The sequence below is a fragment of the Bacillus sp. FSL W8-1202 genome, from assembly GCF_038006165.1.
Taxonomy (GTDB): Bacteria; Bacillota; Bacilli; order Bacillales; family Bacillaceae; genus Bacillus; species Bacillus subtilis.
In genome coordinates, this window is record NZ_JBBOUR010000001.1 from 2,069,225 (window position 1) to 2,091,231 (window position 22,007).

Here is a 22,007-nt window from a genome sequence, read left to right on the forward strand (position 1 = left end):
TTAAACATGCATATGTGCATATGATGAATATAAATCTTTTCGAAAGACTTGTTTCATAATCTGGCACAAGCCGGAATACGTATGTATCACGACCACAAATGGTTAAGGAGGGGAATTCATGTCCCAAAATGACAGCGGCCATTTTTTGATTTCTGAGGAAAACTGGTCCCTCCATCGCAAAGGCTTCGATGACCAGCAGCGCCACCAGAAAAAAGTGCAGGAAGCGATCAAAAACAATCTTCCGGACCTCGTAACTGAGGAAAGCATTATTATGTCTAATGGAAAAGATGTAGTGAAGATCCCAATCCGTTCACTTGATGAGTATAAAATCCGTTATAACTATGATAAAAATAAACATGTAGGGCAAGGAGACGGCGAGAGCCAGGTTGGAGATGTTGTGGCCCGGGATGGTTCAGACAAAAAACAAGGGCCTGGAAAAGGGCAGGGTGCCGGTGATCAGGCAGGCGAGGATTATTATGAAGCGGAAGTTTCATTAATGGATTTAGAAGAAGCGCTTTTTAAAGAATTAGAGCTTCCGAATCTCCAGCAAAAAGAGCGGGACAATATCATTCATACAGATATCGAGTTTAATGATATCCGTAAAACAGGGTTAACCGGTAATATTGATAAGAAAAGAACGATGATGTCAGCCTTTAAACGAAACGCAATGTCAGGAAAACCGTCGTTCTACCCAATTTATCCGGAGGACCTGAAATATAAGACGTGGAATGACATCACAAAGCCCGAATCAAAAGCCGTCGTTTTAGCCATGATGGATACAAGCGGCAGTATGGGGGTTTGGGAAAAATACATGGCCAGAAGCTTCTTTTTCTGGATGACCCGTTTTTTGCGGACAAAATACGAGACTGTGGAAATTGAATTTATTGCCCATCATACAGAAGCAAGAGTGGTCTCGGAGGAGGATTTTTTCTCAAAGGGAGAAAGCGGCGGAACAATTTGTTCTTCCGTATATCGGAAGTCGCTTGAGCTTATTGATGAAAAGTACAATCCCGCCCGCTATAACATTTACCCGTTTCATTTTTCTGACGGTGACAACTTGACATCTGATAACGCACGCTGTGTGAAGCTGGTCAATGATATTATGAAGAAGGCCAATCTGTTTTGCTACGGCGAGGTCAATCAGTACAACAGGCATTCAACGTTAATGTCTGCATATAAAAATGTAAAAGATGAGAAATTTAAGTACTATATTTTAAAACAGAAATCTGATGTTTTTCAGGCTCTAAAGAACTTTTTCAGAAATGAAGAGTCTGGTGTAAGCCATCAATTTTCGTAATGAAAAGCCCATTTCAGGGCTTTTTTTTATTTAATAAAAGCAAGAAAACGCTTGCGAAAAAAATACGGGAGAAAAAGAAATTTTTCCTTTGACAAATCTTCTTTCATTTATTAATATTTTATCTTGTGAACTATTATTGAGGAATGAGGTGAAAAGGAGTTGACTGAATCAGAACGTGCTTTGCTCACTTTTGAACAGCTCTTCGATACGTCTCGGGCGATATATAAAAAACAGAAGAAGATATTGGAGATTGTGCTTGAGCCTTTTGATATTACAGTCCTTCAATATTTGCTGATGTTTAAAATTCATCAAAGCGGAAGCACCCCGCTAAGCAAGCTGGCAATGTCGCTTGATCTTAAGCCTGCTTCTGTGACGCGGATGACAGATATTCTGTATAAGCGCCAATTGATGAATCGATATGACAGTCCGGATGACCGCCGTATCGTCATGATTCAGTTAACCGAAGAGGGGGAAGAACTGATAGAAAAAGCCGCTGTGCAATATGCAAAAATGGGTGCTGGCTTGTACCAAAAGCTTGATACCTCCCAGCTGCAGTATTTGCGCAAACTAGCCGGAAGTTTAACGAAGCTTGCTGAAGGCTGTTCAGAAAAAAGCGGTAATTAAAAACTTCTCACATATTTTCACCAGCTTTCCGCAAAATGATAGAGGATGAAACGAAAGGAGAAAACAAAATGAACAGAGGACGTTTAATTCTGACCAACATTATCGGTTTGATTGTTGTTCTTGCAATTATAGCTGGAGGTGCTTACTACTATTATCAAAGCACAAACTACGTAAAAACAGATGAAGCAAAAGTAGCGGGCGATATGGCTGCTATTACTGCTCCAGCAGCAGGTAAAGTATCTGACTGGGATCTGGACGAAGGAAAAACAGTGAAAAAAGGCGACACAGTTGCAAAAATCAAAGGTGAACAAACTGTTGACGTAAAATCCATTATGGATGGCACAATTGTGAAAAACGAAGTGAAAAACGGACAAACCGTACAAGCTGGTACAACAATTGCACAAACGATTGACATGGACAACCTATACATCACAGCAAATATTAAAGAAACAGATATTGCGGATATTGAAGTAGGAAATAGTGTAGACGTAGTAGTTGACGGAGACCCTGATACTACATTTGACGGTACTGTAGAAGAAATTGGTTATGCGACTAACTCAACTTTTGATATGCTTCCTTCTACAAATTCAAGCGGAAACTACACAAAAGTAACACAAAAAGTTCCTGTGAAAATTTCAATCAAAAACCCATCTGATAAGGTGCTTCCTGGAATGAATGCATCTGTTAAAATTTCTGAGTAAAACAGATCAGTCATCAAACCATGAAAGGAGGTTGTCTTAGATGGCTACAGGCAAAGAAAAAAATGCAAAAAACCCTATGTCATTGCTGATTGTGCTAATGGCGGGTTTATTTTTGGCAATTCTAAACCAAACACTGCTTAATGTTGCAATGCCGCACTTAATGACTGAATTTGGCGTAAGTGCAACGACGATTCAGTGGCTGACAACAGGTTACATGCTTGTTAACGGTGTATTGATTCCGTTATCTGCTTTCCTGATTACACGATTTGGCCAGCGGAGTCTCTTTCTCGTCGCGATGTTTTGTTTTACGCTCGGTACGTTAGTCTGCGGTATCGCACCTAACTTCTCTACAATGCTGATCGGCCGTTTGATTCAGGCCGTGGGCGGAGGTATCTTGCAGCCGCTCGTTATGACAACCATTCTGTTAATTTTCCCGCCTGAAAGCAGGGGGAAAGGAATGGGGATTTTCGGGCTAGCGATGATGTTTGCTCCAGCGGTCGGCCCGACTCTTTCCGGGTGGATTATTGAGCATTATACATGGCGCATTATGTTTTACGGACTTGTGCCGATCGGCGCAATTGTTATCATTGTGGCTTTCTTCATCTTTAAAAATATGGTGGAGCCGCAAAAAATCAAACTCGATACTCTTGGCGCAATCCTCTCGATTGTCGGATTCGCCTCCTTATTATACGGAGTCAGTGAAGCCGGATCTGACGGCTGGACCGACCCGATTGTATTGTCTACAGTTATTATCGGAGCCATTGCAATTGTTGCTTTTGTTGTTCAGCAATTGCGTCATGATGATCCGATGCTTGATTTCAGAGTGTTTAAATATGACATTTTCTCACTCTCGAGTGTCATTAATATCATTATTACAGTGGCACTTTACACTGGTATGTTCCTTTTACCGATTTATCTGCAAAACCTGGTCGGCTTTACGGCGCTTCAATCCGGTCTGCTTCTGCTTCCGGGTGCGATCGTTATGCTGATTATGTCACCGATCTCAGGTATTTTGTTCGATAAATTCGGACCGAGACCGCTTGCGATTATCGGGCTTCTCGTGACAGTGGTAACAACGTATCAATACACGCAATTGACAATTGATACACCATATACACACATCATGCTGATCTATTCAATTCGTGCATTTGGTATGTCTCTCTTAATGATGCCAGTCATGACAGCCGGGATGAACCAGCTTCCTGCCCGTCTGAACAGCCACGGAACGGCGATGAGTAACACGCTTCGCCAAATCAGCGGATCAATCGGAACAAGTTTAATTACGACGATTTATACAAACCGGACGACATTCCATTATTCACAAATTGCAGATAAAACAAGCACGGCGGACCCGAACTTCCTCCATGCGTTCCAAAATGCAGTTTCGAATTTAATGGTGAATATGAATGTGTCTTATGATACGGCGAAAACATATGTGTACTCACATATTTATAAACACGCGTCACTCGATTCCAATGTCATGGGGATAAATGATGCCTTTATGTGGGCAACCTTATTCTGTGTAGCAGGTTTGATTTTAAGTATCTTCCTGCGTGACGTCAGAAAAGATAAATTGCGTAAGAAGAAAAAAGAGGAGCTTTCATTACTTCCTGCTCCAAAAGAAGCTAAGGAATCTTAATCTGTACAGGGAGGTTTCCTGAATGAAAATTTATGTAGTGTATGATAGTGAAGGCGAACATACTAAAGTGCTTGCAGAAGCGATTGCTGAAGGCGCGAGAGAAAACGGCGCGGCTGAAGTGTTCATCGACCATGTAGATCAGGCTGATATCCGCAAGCTTAAAGATATGGATGCGATTATTTGGGGATGCCCAGGGCATTTCGGAACAATCAGCTCCGGTCTTAAAACTTGGATCGACAGACTTGGCTACTTGTGGGCTGAAGGCGAGCTGATCAACAAAGTCGGTGCTGTCTTCTGCACAACGGCAACAACACACGGCGGCTTGGAAATGACAATGCACAATTTAATCACGCCGATGTTCCACCAAGGCATGATTGTTGTCGGACTGCCTGGGAACGTGCCTGAAAACGCACTTTATGGCTCTTATTACGGAGCAGGTGTCACTTGTCCGGTAGACAGTGATGAGTTAATGTCTGAGGAAGGTATTCAGCTTGGACGCGCGTTGGGAAGACGTGTCAGCCAAGTCACAGGAAACCTAACAGCAGGACAGTAAGGAGAGGTTGAAATGGCCATTATTATAGCAATAATTGCTGCTGTCATTGTCATTGCGGCCCTTATTACATTTAACGTCCGCAACGCCTCACCTGGACCTGAGAAGCAAGAAGCAACTGATAGAATCGCACCTCCAGAAGAGGAAAAAAACGAAGCGCATTACCCTGCTGAAGCAAGGGCTGCCGAGCATACGCCATCCGTTGTCAAAAACGATTCTCCAAAAGAGAAGCGTGACACAATGGGTGATGATATTTACAGGCAGGCGCTGCAAAAGTTTAAGCATTCTGATGAAGTTCATGCAGAAGAAGAGGTCACTGAGGAAAGTGACAAAATGCAGGACCGCAGCTATCGTGATGCGCTGCTCTCTATGAAAAATAAGAAAAAGTAATGAAAAAGGCAAATCCGTTTACTCATGCGGGTTTGCCTTTTTTGCTGTTTCCATCAATTATGTTTTTATCAAAAAAATCCATGGAATATGTTGTATTCCATCTTGATCTAGTGTACTATGTTACTCATACACCGAGGATTTTTTCCGGGAGGTAAAGACATGAATTCTTTTTTAGGTTTATTAAAGAAAGATATCAAGCTTTCAAGAATGTGGCTGCTATTATGGATATGCGGAATCATTTTCTTATTGGGAACAGGCCATATTATAGCTTCTCGCACGAAAGAACCTCTAGTCATTTTTGGTTTTTTTGTTGCAGTTGCTTTTTTTCTGCTTTTCTTATCTCCTGTTTTTGTTTTTTATCACCTTCGCAAGGAAGGGAAATCACAGCTTTGGCTGTACAATCCAAATGGCGGCTTCTGGCTGTTTTCTTCTAAATTGGCAGCATCTTTGCTCTATCAATTTGTGATTCAGTTGGCATTAACAGCCTATGGCATATGGATGTATCATATGCTCTCTGTAAAAAATCTGCTGGAGCATCAAGTTGATATAACGAGTACAGTTGCTTTGCTGAATATGTATGGGCTTATTTCTTCGTTAGATATGTCAGTAACAGTCATTGTGTTTTGGGCTGTTTTTCACTCTCTCAGAAATTGGCGCGGAATGCGGTGGGCTGCGATGGTTCTGTTGGTTGCAGTGTGGTTATTCTTCGATGAATACATCATAAGCCCTTTGGTTGAATCTCAAAAGCATTTCTGGCCTGTAACAGTCTATTGCAATTTTGATTTCCACTTCCACAATGTTTGGAGATTGGAATTAAAACCTATCCATCTGTCTGTGCTAGGGTTTCCTATTGCTATAGTCATCACATTCTTGCTGCTCATCATGGCTTCAAAACTGCTTGATCGTAAAGTAGAGGTGTAAATATGGACAATCAATTCCAATCCTCGAAACCGATTTATCTGCAGATCGCTGATCAGATCTTTTATAGGCTGGTCAGGAAGGAGCTGCTCCCAGGAGACAAGCTTCCTTCAGTAAGAGAAATGGCGATTCAAACTAAAGTAAATCCCAATACAATTCAAAGAACTTACAGTGAGATGGAAAGGCTGGGTATTGTGGAGACAAGAAGAGGTCAAGGGACGTTTATTGCGGAAAAAGCAGAAATCGTAGACGAGCTGAAAGACAAGCTGACACGAGAGGTGCTGGAAGGCTTTGTCAAGCAAATGAAAGAGCTGGGGCTAACGAAAGAAGAAATGTTAGAAGGGATTAAAACATTCACAGAGGGAGGCTAAAATGGAAATCAAGCTAGAACATGTATCAAAAAAATACGGCCGCCATACGGCCGTCAATGATGTGTCAATCACCCTATCATCCGGACGGATTTATGGCCTGATTGGACCGAACGGCAGCGGCAAGTCAACGACCCTGAAAATGATGGCTAGCCTTCTGTTTCCGACTTCAGGATTTGTAAAAGTTGATGAAGAGCAGGTTACGAGAGAAATGGTGCGTCAAACGGCTTATCTTACTGAGCTTGATATGTTTTATCCGCATTTCACTGTTAAAGATATGGTGAATTTTTATCAGTCGCAGTTTCCTGATTTTCAAACAGAACAGGCTTATAAGCTATTGAATGAGATGCAGCTGAATCCGGAAAAAAAGATCAAAAAGCTATCAAAAGGAAATCGGGGCCGGCTGAAAATCGTTCTTGCTTTAGCGAGACGGGCAGACGTCATCGTGCTTGATGAACCTTTTTCCGGGCTTGATCCGATGGTCAGGGATTCCATCGTAAACAGCCTTGTGTCGTACATTGATTTTGAGCAGCAGATTGTCGTGATCGCGACACATGAAATTGATGAAATTGAGACTTTGTTAGACGAAGTAATCATCCTCGCCAATGGAGAAAAAGTTGCGCAGCGTGAAGTAGAAGATATTCGTGAACAGGAAGGCATGTCTGTTTTGCAATGGTTTAAATCAAAAATGGAAGTTTGCTAGAAAGAGGAGGAATATGATGAAAACAGTGTTGGAATTGAAAAACGTGACTAAAAACATCAGAGGCCGAACGATCATTGATGATCTCAGTTTTACGATTCGTGAAGGCGAGGTATTCGGTTTTTTAGGACCAAACGGAGCGGGGAAAACGACAACCATCCGGATGATGGTGGGGTTAATGAAGCTGTCGAAAGGTGATGTCCTCATTTGCGGCCAATCAATTACGAAAGAATATGCCAAGGCGATTAAGCATATCGGAGCGATCGTTGAGAATCCCGAGCTGTATAAATTTTTGAGCGGATATAAAAATCTCCAGCAATTCGCAAGGATGGTCAAGGGTGTCACGAAGGAAAAAATTGATGAAGTTGTTGAACTGGTCGGTTTAACAGACAGAATCCACGACAAGGTGAAAACATATTCTCTGGGGATGAGACAGCGTCTTGGCTTGGCACAATGCCTTCTGCACGATCCGAAAGTGCTGATTTTGGATGAACCGACAAACGGCCTTGATCCGGCGGGGATCAGAGAAATCAGAGATCATTTAAAGAAGCTGACCCGAGAAAGAGGAATGGCTGTCATCGTTTCAAGCCACCTGCTGTCAGAAATGGAACTGATGTGTGATCGAATTGCGATTCTGCAAAAAGGAAAGCTGATCGATATTCAAAATGTAAAAGATGAAAACATTGATGAGAATGATACATATTTCTTCCAGGTTGAGCAGCCGAGTGAAGCCGCTACTGTTTTAAATCAGTACGATTTGCTGAGTAAGACAAATGGTGTAGAAATCAAACTGGCTAAAGAGGAAGTCCCTGCGGTTATTGAATTGCTGGTGATGCAGCAAATCCGTATTTATGAGGTCAAGGTCATAACAAAATCATTAGAGGACCGTTTCTTAGAAATGACAGGTGAAACAAAAGAGGAGGTTCAGCATGCTTAATTTGATTTATAATGAGTGGCTCAAAATTTTCAGCCGTGCCGGAACATGGGTGATGATCGGAATTCTGGGGCTGACAATGGTTGGATTTGCATTTTTGGCGAATCATTTTTCTGCCGGTGAATCAAATTCCCATTGGAAACAAGAGCTTCAAGCACAAAACGCCGAATTAAAGAAAGAAATCAAAGAAGATCCTTCACTGAAAGATGGGTATAAAGAAACAATCACACTCAATGACTATCGCATCGAGCATAATATCCCTAGTGACACGGGCTATACGGTATGGTCTTATGTAACGGATTCAGCAAACTTTACCATCCTTACCGGTCTGTTTACTATTATCATCGCGGCCGGAATTGTCGCGAACGAATTTAATTGGGGAACGATTAAGCTATTAATGATTCGGCCGCTCAGTCGTTTTCAAATTTTGATGTCCAAATATATTACAGTTCTCCTGTTTGGGCTCCTGTTGCTGTTGATTTTATTTATCGGTTCTACTTTATTAGGGTTGATCTTCTTCGGAACGGGTGGTGAAACCGCCGCGAATATTCATTTAATCTATAAGGATGGCCATGTCATTGAGCAAAACATGATGGGGCATTTGGCCACAACGTATCTTTCTGAATCCGTCTCGGCTTTAATGGTGGCGACGATGGCGTTTATGCTGTCTGCGGTATTCAGAAACAGCTCTCTTGCGGTTGGTTTTTCCATCTTCTTGTTGGTTGCCGGTACGACTGCAACTGCATTTATTGCAGCGAAATTTGACTGGGCAAAGTATATATTGTTTGCTAATGTCGACTTGACCCAGTATGTGGATGGCACACCGTTAATAAAAGGGATGACTATGACGTTTTCTCTCGTCATGCTGGCGATCTACTTTATCATCTTCCTGTTGCTTGCTTTCGGAATCTTCATGAAGCGGGATATTGCAAACTAATAAAAAAAGCTGTTTTGCTTATGCAAAACAGCTTTTTTGTCAAAATAAAAACTGCAGGTTTGCACCTGCAGTTTTTCATATCAATTTATGCTTACGCTTCTTTAGTAACGTTAGCAGCTTGTGGTCCGCGGTTTCCTTCAACGATTTCAAAAGAAACAGCTTGGCCTTCTTCTAAAGTTTTGAAGCCTTCGCCTTGAATAGCAGAGAAATGAACGAATACATCGTCTTGACCTTCTACTTCGATGAATCCGAAACCTTTTTCAGAGTTGAACCATTTTACTTTACCTTCTAACATGAAATTTCCTCCTAAAGCGATCATAACGCTTAAATTCACTATTCTTGCTCTTAACAAACTTTCAAGACGAAAACTCTTACAAAACTTTCTTCTTAAAGATAGTTCGAACAAAAATAATTACCTTTACTCTACCAGTAATCTTCGGAAAAAACAACTGCTTATTGAAACTTTTTTCGGAAAATACCATATTTATTTTTCAATTTGATATTTATTTGCGGAAATTCATCTGCTTTCTCGATATGTGATCATACGTTTGCCTTAGTATTTCTTCATTTTGGGAAGATAAGTAATAGGAATTGACAACCTTATTGGATATGAGTAAGGTAAAAGTTAATCAATATTACAAATGACAACGTTTATCAACTAAGAGAGCGTATGATTTTTATGTCTGATATTGCTTGCATGCTCTAATACATAGATAGGAGTATGGCCACAATGAAAAAGTGGCTTATATGTAGTTTTGTCCTTGTTCTTCTCGTTTCATTTACTGCATGTTCACCGTCTGCAGAACATGAATCGATAAAAATCGGGATTGCTGAGTCTGACGGGGCAATATGGAACTATATTGCTCAAAAGGCTGAAGAGGCAGGGCTGGATATTCAGCTGATCCCTTTTTCTGATTATGCGGAGTCTGATATCGCACTTGCTAACAAAGAAATTGATGCCAACGCCTTTCAAACCATTTCATATTTTCAGTCGTTCACTCAAAAATACAAACTTAATTTGGCACCGCTCGGAACGACTTACATAACGCCCATGGGCATTTATTCAAAACGATATGACCGAATCCGAGATATACCGCGAGGAGCTGTCGTTTCTGTTCCGGATAAAGCGTTCGATTTTGGCAGGGCGCTTACGGTGCTCCAGGAAGCGGGTTTGCTAACGCTGAAAAACGGATTTAACGGAACAGGTTCAGTTGATATGATTAAAGATAATCCGAGACACCTGAAATTAAAAGCTGTCCGGCAACAGGATGCAGTAAGCGGTGCCGACGTGTTTGTCATGAAACCATCAGAAGCAAAAAAAGCGGGCCTGAACCCGAAAAAGCATACGCTAAAGAGCGGCGGACCCATGTCTGGGGAAGAGATGAATTTGATTGTTGTCAGAGCGGAGGATCATGATCGGGAAGCGCTGCAAACCATTCTTGAGCTTTATCAAGCTGATGATACAGCGGCATTTATAGAAAAAGAATACCAGGGAGATCTTGTCCCGGCTTTTCTGCCTTTGAAACGTCTTTCAGATTGGAAGAATGAATTCGAACATTGAATTCATTCTTTTTTTTCTGAAAAACACACTCTGTTCCGTCCCGTTTCTTTCGCTTTGTAAAGCATTTGATCGGCAAGAATGGGCAAGGATCCTGGCTGTTCCGTATTATTGGGGTAATGAGCGGCCCCTAGTGATATCGTAACTGAAAGCTCTTCACCGTTTGTTAATACAATCGGTGCATCACTTACAGTTCTCCTGATCCGTTCAGCGATTCGGGCTGCTTTATCAAGAGAACAGTTCGGCAGGAGAACGGCAAATTCTTCACCGCCGATCCGAGCGGCAGGATCTGTATTTCGGATGCTCTGCTTCAGACGTAACCCCAGCTCTTTGAGCACCTGATCTCCTTCATGATGGCCATATTGGTCATTGATGGTCTTAAAATGATCGATATCCATATAAATCAGTGCAAATTGAAAATGCGGGGTATCGGCCGCCTGCTGATACAGAGCTTTCGTGGTTTCTTCAAATTTTCTTCGGTTATACACGCCTGTTAAAAAGTCAAAGTGCGCCTGAAACTTATATTGTTTAAAAAGAAGATGTGCATTTGTTTCATGATCAATAATATATAAACTGAGCATGCCGCCCGCTATTGATATGATCCAAAAATACAAATGAAGTTCGTATGAATGTAAATCTATAAGAAAATAAAAGGAAAAGGAGATCAAGCTATTTGTGATGATTAAAAGATAGAAAGCATGTTTTAGTTGAACTTTTTTTCTTCTAGAAACAATGAGTGACGGAATGGCAGCGATACAAATGATAATAACCGAGTATAGTGCAGATGTGTTCATCGTAATCAGCAAGCGGCCTGCAGTGATCATGGCCAGGGCCGTTGCCGTTGAAACCCAGCCTCCATAAAGAGCGGCAATCATAATAGGGATATTTCGAAGATCAATAATTGAATGCTGATAGGTAAATCCAAAAACCATCAGAATAACCCCGAGCAAACCGCAGGCCAGTCCTTTAACAGCTTGAAAAGATATGCTGTCTTTTTTATGTACTAGCCTTTCTTTAAACAGGTGGGTGAAGAGATAATTAAATGTGATTAAAATGGTGAAATTTACAAACAGTTCTTTCAGCAAATATTATCACCCTTATATAAGGTACTAAAGATGGAAGGGAAAGAAAAGAACAAAAAAGGCATTATATAAGGTTTTTTTACTTGAATTGATAAGTTAAAATAATTCGCACTTGACCCATCGGAATTAGTGTAATATAGTAAATGAGAAAATTTGAAGGGAGAGTTTACCTGCTTTGGAGACTTTACTGGTTGTATTACATGTATTTATTTTATTTTTACTTATCTTAGGGCTCTTTGTTATGCAGAAAAAACATGTTTCCTTCTCTAAACGTGTATTTACTGCGCTGGGGCTGGGGATTGTATTCGGATTTGCGCTTCAGCTGATTTACGGCCCGACTTCAAATATAGTCATTCAAACAGCCGACTGGTTTAATATTGCCGGGGGCGGATATGTCAAATTGCTTCAGATGGTTGTCATGCCGCTCGTCTTTATTTCGATTCTCGGCGCCTTTACAAAGCTGAAGCTGACAAAAAATCTTGGGAAAATCAGCGGTTTGATTATCGGGATTTTAGTAGCAACAACAGCAGTTGCTGCAGCTGTCGGTATCGCGTCCGCGCTTTCATTTGATCTGCAGGCGATTCAGGTTGACCAAGGAAGTACAGAGCTTTCACGGGGACAGGAGCTTCAGCAGAAATCAGAGGATATGACAGCGAAAACGCTGCCGCAGCAGATTGTTGAACTGCTGCCTGGAAACCCGTTTTTAGATTTTACGGGAGCTAGACCGACTTCAACGATCGCTGTCGTTATTTTTGCCGCTTTCCTTGGAGTGGCATTCCTCGGCGTAAAACACAAACAGCCGGAACAGGCAGAAACATTTAAAAAACTGGTTGATGCCGTTTATGCCATTGTCATGCGTGTTGTCACACTCATTTTGAGACTGACGCCTTATGGGGTGCTGGCCATCATGACAAAAACAATTGCAACGAGTGATCTTGACAGCATTCTAAAACTGGGCATGTTCGTGATTGCATCATATGCCGCGTTAATCACTATGTTTATCATTCATTTGCTGCTGCTGACGTTCAGCGGCTTGAATCCGGTGATTTATTTGAAAAAAGCGGTGCCTGTACTTGTATTTGCATTTACGTCAAGGTCTAGCGCAGGTGCTTTACCGCTGAATATTAAAACACAGAGAAGCATGGGTGTACCGGAGGGAATCGCAAACTTTGCCGGTTCGTTCGGCCTTTCGATCGGCCAAAATGGATGTGCCGGCATTTATCCTGCGATGCTGGCGATGATGATTGCTCCGACTGTCGGCCAAAATCCATTTGACCCGGTGTTTATTATCACTGTTATCGCAGTCGTTGCCATCAGCTCCTTCGGGGTTGCCGGAGTCGGCGGCGGAGCGACATTCGCGGCGCTTCTTGTTTTATCATCATTAAACATGCCTGTCGCGCTCGCCGGTTTGTTAATCTCAATTGAACCGTTAATCGACATGGGGCGTACTGCTTTGAATGTCAGCGGAAGCATGACATCCGGTCTTATTACAAGTAAGGTCACAAAAGAAATTGATCAAGGGGCATTTCATGATCAATCCAGAGTGATTGAAGCTGAAGAAGCGTAACATATGAAAACGTGTAATCCCAACAGGATTACACGTTTTTTTAACGGCCAGGTTCTAAGTCCTCCAGCATTTCCATCATCGTGTTGTCGTCCATAACATTCATTGCGCTTTGTTCAAAATGGATGGGTTCAGCATAATGCGGCTGTCTTTTTTTCGCGGCTGTCTCAGTTTGCCTAGTTTGAGACTGTGTATGCTGATGCTGTGGTTTTTGCTGTCCGGCGTGCTGGTGCTGACGGCCATTTTGCCGCTGGCTTTGATGTTGCGAACGGTCTTGGTTATCCCCGCTGCCTCCGCCAAATGCTTGTTTGACTATGTTTCCTACATTAGAAGCATCAAATGTGTTATTTTCTGAATTTCTTCTGTTCATTTGGCCTGTGATAAACCCGCTGATTCTTTGGCGGATCTGAGGTGATAATGCAGCAATAAGCATAGTTGATCCTATGATCAATGCTGCGGGGCTGATTCCTCTTCGCTGGTTGAACAACATGATCCCTCCTTTGCAGTGTATTCATATTTTCCCCCTCGTTAGACAAATTAACCGTTATATTTCCCGGGAAAGCATTTCCTCCAGATTTGCATGCATAATTAAACCCAGTTAGAAAAACCTATAAGTAAAGTGATAAAGGAGGAATTCACATGTTTGGAAAAAAACAAGTCCTTGCGTCTATGCTTCTTATCCCTTTGCTTATGACTGGCTGCGGTGTGGCCGACCAAGGTGAGGGCAGACGTGATAATAATGATGTAAGAAACGTAAATTATCGAAATCCGGCCAATGACGATAATAACAACGACCGAAAACTTGAGGTTGCTGAAGAAGCAGCTGATAAAGTAACAGACCTAAAAGAAGTAAAGCATGCCGATATCATTGTGGCTGGAAATCAAGCCTACGTTGCAGTCGTTTTAACCAATGGAAATAAAGGTGCAGTAGAAAACAATCTGAAGAAAAAAATAGCCAAAAAGGTAAGATCTACTGACAAAAACATTGATAATGTTTACGTTTCAGCTAACCCTGATTTTGTAGAGCGTATGCAAGAATATGGAAAGCGTATTCAAAAGGGTGACCCAATCGCCGGATTATTTGATGAATTTATACAAACTGTACAGCGCGTATTCCCTAACCCTGAATAAATGAAAAAAGCCGCACAATTTGTGCGGCTTTCAGTTTGTCGACAAAAGGGGTTCGGAATGGTCTCATTCCGAACCCCTTTTTAGCTTTTTATGGGATTTTAAGCTATTTAATAAAAAGACAGACCTCTTCGAGTTCATCATTTAGGCCATTTTTGGACCTTGCCACGTCCAGTTGGCCATCTTCTTCAGGTTCATGGCAGCGAAAGTAAGCATCGCCTGCATCGACAATTTTTTAAGTCCCCTTAACGTTGTCCAACGCATGCCATGCTTTTCTTTTCCATCTGCGAATACACGCTCAATGGTTTCTTTACGTTTGGCATAAATCTCTTTCACCTCTGCGTGATAGCGAAGATGGTCTGCCTCTTCTACGTATTCCTGCCAAATATGACGCGTCACCACTTTCTGGTGGTCTTTACTCTCCGTACATCTGGCTAAAAATGGGCATGTCGCACAAATCTGTTTTGGCGATTTGTACTCCCGATATCCTTCTTTATTCGTTGTCGAGTAGGCCAAGATCTCACCTGCCGGGCAAAGATAACAGTCAAAGTATTCGTCATACACATAGTCATGTTTTCGGAAAAAACCTTTTTTCGTACGTGGTCGTGTGTATGGCAAGGCAGGGGTCATCCCCTGTTCCAATAAGTAACGGGTAATCGCAGGAGTTTTGTACGCGGCATCTGCGGCGACCGCTTCAGGCTTTCCGACTCTCTCTATGACCTTTCCGACCAATGGCTCTAAAATCTGACTATCATGTGTGTTGCCAGGTGTGACCATGGTGCCAAGCACAAAACCGTTACGATCCGCGGCTGCGTGAAAAGAATAGGCGAACTGCTTCGTCCGTTCATCCTTCACATAGTAACCACTCTCTGGATCGGTGGTGCTTTCTTTGATTTCTTTCTTCTCTTCCTTCTCAAACTTGTCCGGAGGAAATGTTTTTTTTCCGTGATCTTCCCGGTCCTGGTTAATCTCTTCTTGAAGGCGTTCCTGATACGCGCGTGTCTCTTTGCGAACGACTTTCTTTTCAAATTTGCGTTTGTTCGCACTCGCTTTAACATGGGTCGAATCCACGAAAACGTGCTCGGCACTGATTAGCTTTTTCTCGGCAGCTTCCTTTAAGATGCGATAGAAAATCTGTTCAAACAGATCGGTATCTTTAAAACGGCGTTCATAGTTTTTTCCGAACGTAGAGAAATGAGGCACTTTATCGTGAAAACCATACCCAAGGAACCAGCGATAGGCCATATTGGTTTCCACTTGTTCAATCGTTTGGCGCATGGACCGGATTCCAAACGTGTATTGAAGGAAGGTCAATTTAATTAAGATGACAGGATCAATACTGGGACGACCGATTTCTGAATACATGTCCTTCACCAAGTCATAGATGAACGAAAAATCAAGTGCTGCCTCTATTTTACGAACCAAGTGGCTGGCCGGTACCAATTGATTTAACGTAATCATTTCTAATTGATCTCGTTGAATGGGATTATGTTTCGAAAGCATGTCAATCACCTCAAGTTATGTAGTACTTCCATTGTAAAATAAAAAAGACTGTAGGCAAACTGGATTTCTTCCAGTTTGTCTACAGTCTGAAAGCCGCACAATTTGTGCGGCTTTTTCTTTGCGTTAATGACACACTGCGAACTCAGCTGCATAGAGTAAAAATAAAAAGGTACAAGACGGACCGGCTCAGGGAGGGAGACGTTTGCGGGATGGCATAGGAAAGCGTGCGGCATCCGCTCTATTCCTGTGCGGAGTCCTTGTGATGCTGGCTGTAAGCTCAGCCATCGTATCAAGCGCGATGTATATCCTGTCTTTTCCAGGTCAGGCATCTGGAATAACAAAAGAACAAGTGACGAAGCACATGAAGAAAGAGTCATTCAAACAGGCCGATATTTATTACACTTCTAAGGAAAAGTCCTTACTGCCATTGACGAAAGAAACGCTTGAATATGCAGTCAGTATTAATCAGATTATGATTGAATATTCGAATCAAAAGCCTATTGACATTATTTTTTTTCCTAATGAAAAACAGATGGAGGCTTACTCCGGTTTATTGGATGTAGTTGGTTTTTATTCTGAACGGGAGCAGCTGATCGGATTGTTGCCTGAAGAGAAAAAGAAACTGTTAGAAGGGGACGAGGTAGCGGTTTATTTGTACCAGAGATTGTTGATTCATGAATACTCGCACCATGCGTTTCACCAGAAATTGAAGGAGCTTGAGACGGATCCCGATGAGTTTCCGTTATGGTTTCATGAAGGGTTAAGCGAGTGGATTGCGAACTATGAATTGCTCATAGATCCGATCACGTTTTCTGTCGTGCCCTTTGACCGTTTGCAGACTGATCGAGACTGGCAGGAAGCTAGAGCCGAATATGACACTGATGTCTATTTGCAAAGCTTTTATATGATCGATGAGCTGACGGACAAATACGGGAAAGACATTATTTCAGAAATGATTAAGGAAACGGCAAAAAAAGGGGACTTTGAAAAAGGGTTTAAATCAGCAACAAAGGAAAGTCTTGATCAATTTGAAAAAGATTTTAAGAAAAAATTTGAAAAAAACAGTGCGGCATTGGATAGTATCTATCCAATGCCTTTGTTATTAGTGAAGTCCTTGCTGACCCATTCCGCCATTCCGCCTTGTGTCGGAGGCATTTGTCCTTGGGCAGGGGCGAATGAATTTCGCAGCTGTTCCATATCCTGCGCATCAAGCTGAGGAACCTGGTAATAGCCGTGTTTGTTTTGGTATAGAAAAATTTCAAATGCCATTTCAACATACTCTTGAATTTGCGCAGACAGTACGCGTCTTACGGCCGGATTTGTCATTTCCAGAGAAGCCATCGTCAGCATAGAAGCTTGTGCTTTAATCGCGCAAAGCATTTGTCGGCTGATGATGCTGTCATCAATATCATTCATGGATTGAACAGGTTTTTTAGGCTGTGACGGCTGCATGCCGTAAACAGTCTGGTTGTCTTCCTTCATCATATAAGTTGCTGTTTTTTGTGAAGGTTCGCTTCCTGTTTTGAAGCATTCTGCAGTTATATTGTATTGAGATGTGATGAATTGATGTTGACGATCAAGGATGTTTAGTAATTCTTGATCCTTACAGAATTGCCTCAGCATCATAAACTGATCAAGCACAGTAAGTGTTCCGGAAAGCACCTCATGCATATCAAACATTTCATGTCCGCCGTGGTTTTTATGCGGTTTGCCAGGAATACCTTTGTTCATTTGGGATTGCTGCTGCTGATTGAACTGATCCAAACCGAATTCCTCCTTTTTTTTCAGATCAGCTGTATTTTGTGTCAGTCTGCCGTGTATTTTGCAGAAGCCTGAAAGGAATTATATGCTGTCTGTCGAAATGATAAGCAGACAAAATCGTTGTCATTATGTGTATAAGGGAGGAAATATGATGAGGCGTATTCTGCATATTGTGTTGATCACGGCATTAATGTTCTTAAATGTAATGTACACGTTCGAAGCTGTAAAGGCAGCTGAACCGCAACAGCCTATATCGATTGAGAAGGCAATACAGCAAAAAGAAGGACAGGCGCTTGTCGAAGGATATGCAGTCGGCCAGGCTGTTTCCCCGCAGCATTATAAGCTGACAAGCCCTTTTTCAAATGATTATAATGTTGCGCTGGGAGACCGTAAAAACGAAACATCGCCCGAACACATCCTTCCTGTGCAAATCCCCTCCGCCTTCAGAAGCCAATTTGGGCTGCAAACCAATCCGCTTCTTCTTGGGAAAAAGATAACGGTTCAAGGAAAGCTTGAAAATTACTTTAACACGACAGGACTTAAAAACGTTCAGTCGATGAACGTAACCGATGACACAAAAACTCCGCCGGCTGAACAGCAAGTGACCATAAATGAAGCACGGGGAAGGCTGAATGAAGAAGTAACGATAAAAGGGATCATTACAGCTGATCAAAACGCAATCGGAGGCGGGAAGCTGTCGACCTTTTTGCAAGATGAAACCGGAGGCATTAACATTTATTCGCCATCCCCTGAACAATTTCCCGAATTAAAAGAGGGTATGGATGTCACGGTGACAGGGAAAATCACGTCTTACCAGGGGCTGAAAGAAATCGTTCCAAGCTCATCAGGCATCAAAATCAACCAGTCAAATCAATCCCTCCCCGCCCCCGAACACTTAACAATCAATGAACTTATTAACGGCAGCCTAGGTGATCAGTATGAAGGACGCCTTGTGAAACTAACCGCTTTTGTTTCCTTAATTCCAAGTTCTCCTGCCGGCGGCGGTTACAATGTAACAATGATTGATGACGACCATCATGCAATGACGCTCCGGGTTATGAATGAAACAGGGGTGATAAACGAGCTTGATGAGGGCAAATGGTATGAATTTACCGGTGTGTTAAGCAGATACCAAACCTTTCAGCTGCTTCCGCGAAAATCGGCTGACCTGAAGCTGCTTGAAGAGCAGCCCGCACCTCCGTCTGCAGAGGGAGAATATGAAGGGATTGTTGACCGGGTAGTTGACGGCGATACCATTCATCTTAAATCTCCGGTGCTTGGAACGACAAAAATCCGGTTTGTAAATGTAGATACACCCGAAACATATCACACACCAAAAAATGACGCAGATGAAAATCAATTAAGATTTGGCAAAAAAGCATCTGACTATCTAAAAACGGTTCTGTCCCCGGGTGATAAAATTACTGTCAAGGTCGGGAGTGAAGCCAAGGACAGTTATGGCAGATTGCTCGGACAAGTCTTAACCGAATCAGGTTCAAACGTGAACTTAGAGCTTGTAAAAAACGGCTATGCTCCGACGTATTTTATTTGGCCGGTTGACAATGAAGAGGATTATCAGCAATTTCAGGCCGCAGTAGCCGCTGCAAAAAAAGATCAAAAAGGAATTTGGAATGAAAACGATCCCCTCATGGAAATGCCGTTTGAATTCAGAGCCAGAGAGCAAGGGAAAGGCTTGACAAGATATGTGGGGGATTCGTCGAATAAAACATATGTGCAGCCAGCTGACTGGAAGAAGATAGCTGTGGAAAACAGAATTTTCTTCGCCTCAGCAAGTGAAGCGGAGAGCGCGGGATATAAAAAAACGCAAACGGCACCTCAAGAACATGTGCCGCTTAGAATTCTCAGCATGAATGATTTGCATGGCAAAATCGATCAGCAATATGAGCTTGATCTTGATGGAAATGGAATTGCAGACGGCACGTTTGGACGCATGGATTATGCCGCCGCATATTTAAAAGAAAAAAAGGCTGAAAAGAAAAACTCGCTGATTGTGCACGCGGGAGATATGATCGGCGGAAGCTCTCCAGTTTCCTCTCTTCTTCAGGATGAACCGACTGTAGAACTGATGGAGGACATCGGATTTGATGTCGGAACCGTGGGAAACCACGAATTTGATGAAGGCACGGATGAACTTCTGAGGATCTTAAATGGCGGTGATCATCCGAAAGGCACAAACGGATATGATGGACAGAACTTTCCCCTTGTATGTGCCAATTGTAAAATGAAATCAACTGGAGAGCCCTTTTTGCCGGCTTATGACATCATAAATGTGGAGGGCGTACCCGTTGCTTTTATCGGAGTTGTCACACAGTCGGCAGCTGGCATGGTTATGCCTGAAGGGATAAAGAATATCGAGTTTACAGATGAAGTGACAGCGGTGAATGAGGCGGCCGAAGAGCTCAAGAAAAAAGGCGTGAAGGCCATCGCGGTTCTCGCGCATATGTCAGCTGAACAAAACAGCAACGCCATTACCGGTGAGTCTGCTGATCTTGCAAACAAAACAGATTCTGAAATTGACGTGATTTTTGCCGCGCATAATCATCAGGTTGTTAACGGTGAAGTGAATGGAAAACTGATTGTTCAAGCGTTTGAATATGGAAAAGCGATAGGTGTCGTTGATGTAGAGATCGATAAAACGACAAAAGACATTGTCAAAAAATCCGCGGAAATCGTATATGTTGATCAAAGTAAAATCGAACCGGATGTCAGCGCGTCAGCCATTTTAAAGAAATACGAAACAATTGCGGAACCGATTATCAGCGAGGTAGTCGGCGAAGCCGCTGTTGATATGGAAGGGGGGTATTCAAATGACGGCGATACGCCTCTTGGAAACCTGATTGCGGATGGTATGAGAGCTGCCATGAAAACGGATTTTGCCCTTACGAATGGCGGCGGCATCCGTGAAGCGCTGAAGAAGGGCCCGATTACGTGGGGAGATCTTTACAATATTCAGCCGTTTGGAAATGTGTTAACGAAGCTTGAGATTAAAGGAAAAGATTTAAGAGAGATTATCAATGCTCAAATCTCGCCGGTTTTTGGGCCTGACTACAGCATCAGCGGGTTTACGTATACGTGGGATAAAGAAACCGGAAAAGCAGTTGATTTGAAAATGGCAGATGGCACCGAGATCCAGCCCGATGCCACATATACATTGACCGTCAACAACTTTATGGCGACGGCGACAGGAGCCAAATATCAGCCAATCGGACTGCTGGGAAAAAATCCGGTGACAGGGCCTGAGGATTTGGAAGCCACAGTTGAGTACGTGAAAAGTTTTGATGAGCCAATTGCGTATACAAAAGAGGGAAGAATTAAGCTTGCTGAAGCCAGTGATATTGAAGACCCTGTAACAGAAGACCCGATTACGGAAGAGCCCGGAGATGATCCGGTGACGGAGGATCCGATTAAAGAGGATCCAAGGCCAGGTGAAGATTTGCCTGATATAAAAGAAACTCCGGGAACAGCACCGGTTCATCAGCTGCCGCCTTCAGCCATTTCGAGATTCAATGAAATACCAATCAACAACACAAAAACCGCTGATACTGCTAATAGCATCAGCACATTGCCGTTACAAACCGAGACTGCGGAAAGCGGGTCTGATCATCAGCTTCCGGATACGTCAGCGGGCTACTATAACTTTATGGTAATCGGTGCGGCGGTGACATTGTCAGGAACTTATCTATATGTCAGAAGAAAAAGGAGCGCCTCCAGAACGTGAAAAAAGTTATTCCACTATTCATCATTGCTGCCGGCCTAGTGATCGCAGGCTATGGAGGCTTTAAATTGATCGATACGAATATGAAAACGGAACAGACACTAAAAGAAGCAAAACTTGCGGCTGAAAAGCCGCAGGAACCTTTGGGGACGAAAAATAGCACAGATCAAGCAAAGAACAAAGCATCATTTAGGCCTGAGACCGGACAAGCGAGCGGCATTTTAGAAATACCGAAAATCAATGCAGAGCTTCCGATCGTGGAGGGCACCGATGCTAATGATTTAGAAAAAGGTGTCGGGCATTACAAGGACAGCTATTATCCTGATGAAAACGGGCAAATTGTGCTGTCGGGGCATCGGGATACCGTGTTTCGCCGGACAGGAGAGCTGGAAAAGGGGGATCAGCTCCGTCTTCTCCTGTCATATGGAGAATTCACATATGAAATTGTAAAAACAAAAATTGTCGATAAGGATGACACATCTATTATCACGCTCCAGCATGAAAAGGAAGAGCTTATTCTAACGACCTGCTATCCGTTTTCATACGTCGGAAATGCCCCGAAGCGCTATATTATATATGGAAAACGAGTGACTTAAAAAGCCGAGGCAGTGCCTGCG

At 42.7% G+C, this 22,007-nt stretch carries 22 protein-coding genes; 17 read left to right on the forward strand and 5 right to left on the reverse strand.

Features of this window, described 5'->3' with window-relative positions; all coding sequences use genetic code 11:
- Nucleotides 1-118 precede the first annotated feature (118 nt).
- The 12 genes from yhbH (at nt 119) to NSQ09_RS10795 (ending at nt 9,058) form a co-directional block, all read left to right on the forward strand.
- A complete protein-coding gene (yhbH, locus tag NSQ09_RS10740; protein WP_003233432.1) occupies nt 119-1,297 on the forward strand; it encodes a sporulation protein YhbH in 1,179 nt (392 codons plus the stop codon).
- A gap of 159 nt (nt 1,298-1,456) precedes the next feature.
- Complete coding sequence (locus NSQ09_RS10745) at nt 1,457-1,921, forward strand: MarR family transcriptional regulator (RefSeq protein ID WP_003233431.1); 465 nt, start codon at nt 1,457-1,459, stop codon at nt 1,919-1,921.
- 35 nt (nt 1,922-1,956) lie between these two features.
- The gene (locus NSQ09_RS10750) at nt 1,957-2,622 is read left to right on the forward strand and encodes an HlyD family efflux transporter periplasmic adaptor subunit (RefSeq protein ID WP_003233430.1); all 666 of its coding nucleotides are present in this window, start codon (nt 1,957-1,959) and stop codon (nt 2,620-2,622) included.
- Nucleotides 2,623-2,662: 40 nt separating this feature from the next.
- Nucleotides 2,663-4,261, forward strand: a complete 1,599-nt coding sequence (locus NSQ09_RS10755) for an MFS transporter (RefSeq protein ID WP_003233429.1) — start codon at nt 2,663-2,665, stop codon at nt 4,259-4,261.
- A 22-nt stretch (nt 4,262-4,283) separates the two neighbouring features.
- Nucleotides 4,284-4,814, forward strand: a complete 531-nt coding sequence (locus tag NSQ09_RS10760; RefSeq protein WP_014479250.1) for an NAD(P)H-dependent oxidoreductase — start codon at nt 4,284-4,286, stop codon at nt 4,812-4,814.
- 12 nt (nt 4,815-4,826) lie between these two features.
- Nucleotides 4,827-5,201: a hypothetical protein gene (locus tag NSQ09_RS10765; RefSeq protein ID WP_003233427.1), complete on the forward strand. Its 375-nt coding sequence runs from the start codon at nt 4,827-4,829 to the stop codon at nt 5,199-5,201.
- Nucleotides 5,201-5,356 carry a hypothetical protein gene (locus tag NSQ09_RS10770; protein ID WP_341031322.1) on the forward strand — a complete coding sequence of 52 codons (156 nt, stop codon included), beginning with the start codon at nt 5,201-5,203 and terminating at the stop codon, nt 5,354-5,356. The genes NSQ09_RS10765 and NSQ09_RS10770 overlap by 1 nt, the downstream gene beginning before the upstream one ends.
- A 4-nt stretch (nt 5,357-5,360) precedes the next feature.
- Nucleotides 5,361-6,122 carry a hypothetical protein gene (locus tag NSQ09_RS10775; protein WP_341031324.1) on the forward strand — a complete coding sequence of 254 codons (762 nt, stop codon included), beginning with the start codon at nt 5,361-5,363 and terminating at the stop codon, nt 6,120-6,122.
- 2 nt (nt 6,123-6,124) lie between these two features.
- Nucleotides 6,125-6,490: a GntR family transcriptional regulator gene (locus tag NSQ09_RS10780; RefSeq protein ID WP_003233424.1), complete on the forward strand. Its 366-nt coding sequence runs from the start codon at nt 6,125-6,127 to the stop codon at nt 6,488-6,490.
- Nucleotide 6,491: 1 nt separating this feature from the next.
- Nucleotides 6,492-7,190, forward strand: coding sequence for an ABC transporter ATP-binding protein (locus tag NSQ09_RS10785; protein WP_341031327.1), 699 nt, complete (start codon nt 6,492-6,494; stop codon nt 7,188-7,190).
- A gap of 16 nt (nt 7,191-7,206) precedes the next feature.
- Nucleotides 7,207-8,124: an ABC transporter ATP-binding protein gene (locus tag NSQ09_RS10790; protein ID WP_003245448.1), complete on the forward strand. Its 918-nt coding sequence runs from the start codon at nt 7,207-7,209 to the stop codon at nt 8,122-8,124.
- Nucleotides 8,117-9,058, forward strand: a complete 942-nt coding sequence (locus NSQ09_RS10795; RefSeq protein ID WP_003233421.1) for an ABC transporter permease — start codon at nt 8,117-8,119, stop codon at nt 9,056-9,058. The genes NSQ09_RS10790 and NSQ09_RS10795 overlap by 8 nt, the downstream gene beginning before the upstream one ends.
- 91 nt (nt 9,059-9,149) lie before the next feature.
- Here the strand turns inward: NSQ09_RS10795 and cspB are convergent, their stop codons facing one another.
- Entirely contained in the window at nt 9,150-9,353 is a 204-nt protein-coding gene (cspB, locus tag NSQ09_RS10800) for a cold shock-like protein CspB (protein WP_003224086.1), read from the reverse strand.
- Nucleotides 9,354-9,788: 435 nt separating this feature from the next.
- Between cspB and NSQ09_RS10805 the strand changes: the two genes are divergently transcribed.
- Nucleotides 9,789-10,619, forward strand: a complete 831-nt coding sequence (locus NSQ09_RS10805; protein ID WP_341031329.1) for a MetQ/NlpA family ABC transporter substrate-binding protein — start codon at nt 9,789-9,791, stop codon at nt 10,617-10,619.
- Between the two features lie 2 nt (nt 10,620-10,621).
- On the opposite strand, the gene dgcK is transcribed toward NSQ09_RS10805, so the two are convergent.
- Nucleotides 10,622-11,701 carry a diguanylate cyclase DgcK gene (dgcK, locus tag NSQ09_RS10810; RefSeq protein WP_014479257.1) on the reverse strand — a complete coding sequence of 360 codons (1,080 nt, stop codon included), beginning with the start codon at nt 11,699-11,701 and terminating at the stop codon, nt 10,622-10,624.
- 172 nt (nt 11,702-11,873) lie between these two features.
- Between dgcK and tcyP the strand changes: the two genes are divergently transcribed.
- Complete coding sequence (tcyP, locus tag NSQ09_RS10815; RefSeq protein WP_003244685.1) at nt 11,874-13,265, forward strand: L-cystine transporter TcyP; 1,392 nt, start codon at nt 11,874-11,876, stop codon at nt 13,263-13,265.
- A gap of 40 nt (nt 13,266-13,305) precedes the next feature.
- Here the strand turns inward: tcyP and NSQ09_RS10820 are convergent, their stop codons facing one another.
- Nucleotides 13,306-13,752, reverse strand: a complete 447-nt coding sequence (locus tag NSQ09_RS10820; protein ID WP_041052807.1) for a hypothetical protein — start codon at nt 13,750-13,752, stop codon at nt 13,306-13,308.
- Between the two features lie 149 nt (nt 13,753-13,901).
- On the opposite strand from NSQ09_RS10820, the gene NSQ09_RS10825 reads away from it, so the two are divergent.
- Nucleotides 13,902-14,393, forward strand: a complete 492-nt coding sequence (locus tag NSQ09_RS10825; protein WP_017695410.1) for a YhcN/YlaJ family sporulation lipoprotein — start codon at nt 13,902-13,904, stop codon at nt 14,391-14,393.
- 141 nt (nt 14,394-14,534) lie between these two features.
- On the opposite strand, the gene NSQ09_RS10830 is transcribed toward NSQ09_RS10825, so the two are convergent.
- Nucleotides 14,535-15,893, reverse strand: coding sequence for an IS1182 family transposase (locus NSQ09_RS10830; protein ID WP_041339714.1), 1,359 nt, complete (start codon nt 15,891-15,893; stop codon nt 14,535-14,537).
- Between the two features lie 1,083 nt (nt 15,894-16,976).
- Complete coding sequence (locus NSQ09_RS10835; RefSeq protein ID WP_371149681.1) at nt 16,977-17,657, reverse strand: spore coat protein; 681 nt, start codon at nt 17,655-17,657, stop codon at nt 16,977-16,979.
- Between the two features lie 82 nt (nt 17,658-17,739).
- Here NSQ09_RS10835 and yhcR point away from each other — a divergent pair, with 82 nt between their 5' ends.
- Together yhcR and srtA are read left to right on the forward strand one after the other, a co-directional pair.
- The gene (gene yhcR / locus NSQ09_RS10840) at nt 17,740-21,393 is read left to right on the forward strand and encodes an endonuclease YhcR (RefSeq protein ID WP_080031054.1); all 3,654 of its coding nucleotides are present in this window, start codon (nt 17,740-17,742) and stop codon (nt 21,391-21,393) included.
- Complete coding sequence (gene srtA, locus NSQ09_RS10845; protein WP_341031333.1) at nt 21,390-21,986, forward strand: sortase SrtA; 597 nt, start codon at nt 21,390-21,392, stop codon at nt 21,984-21,986. The genes yhcR and srtA overlap by 4 nt, the downstream gene beginning before the upstream one ends.
- Nucleotides 21,987-22,007: the final 21 nt, after the last annotated feature.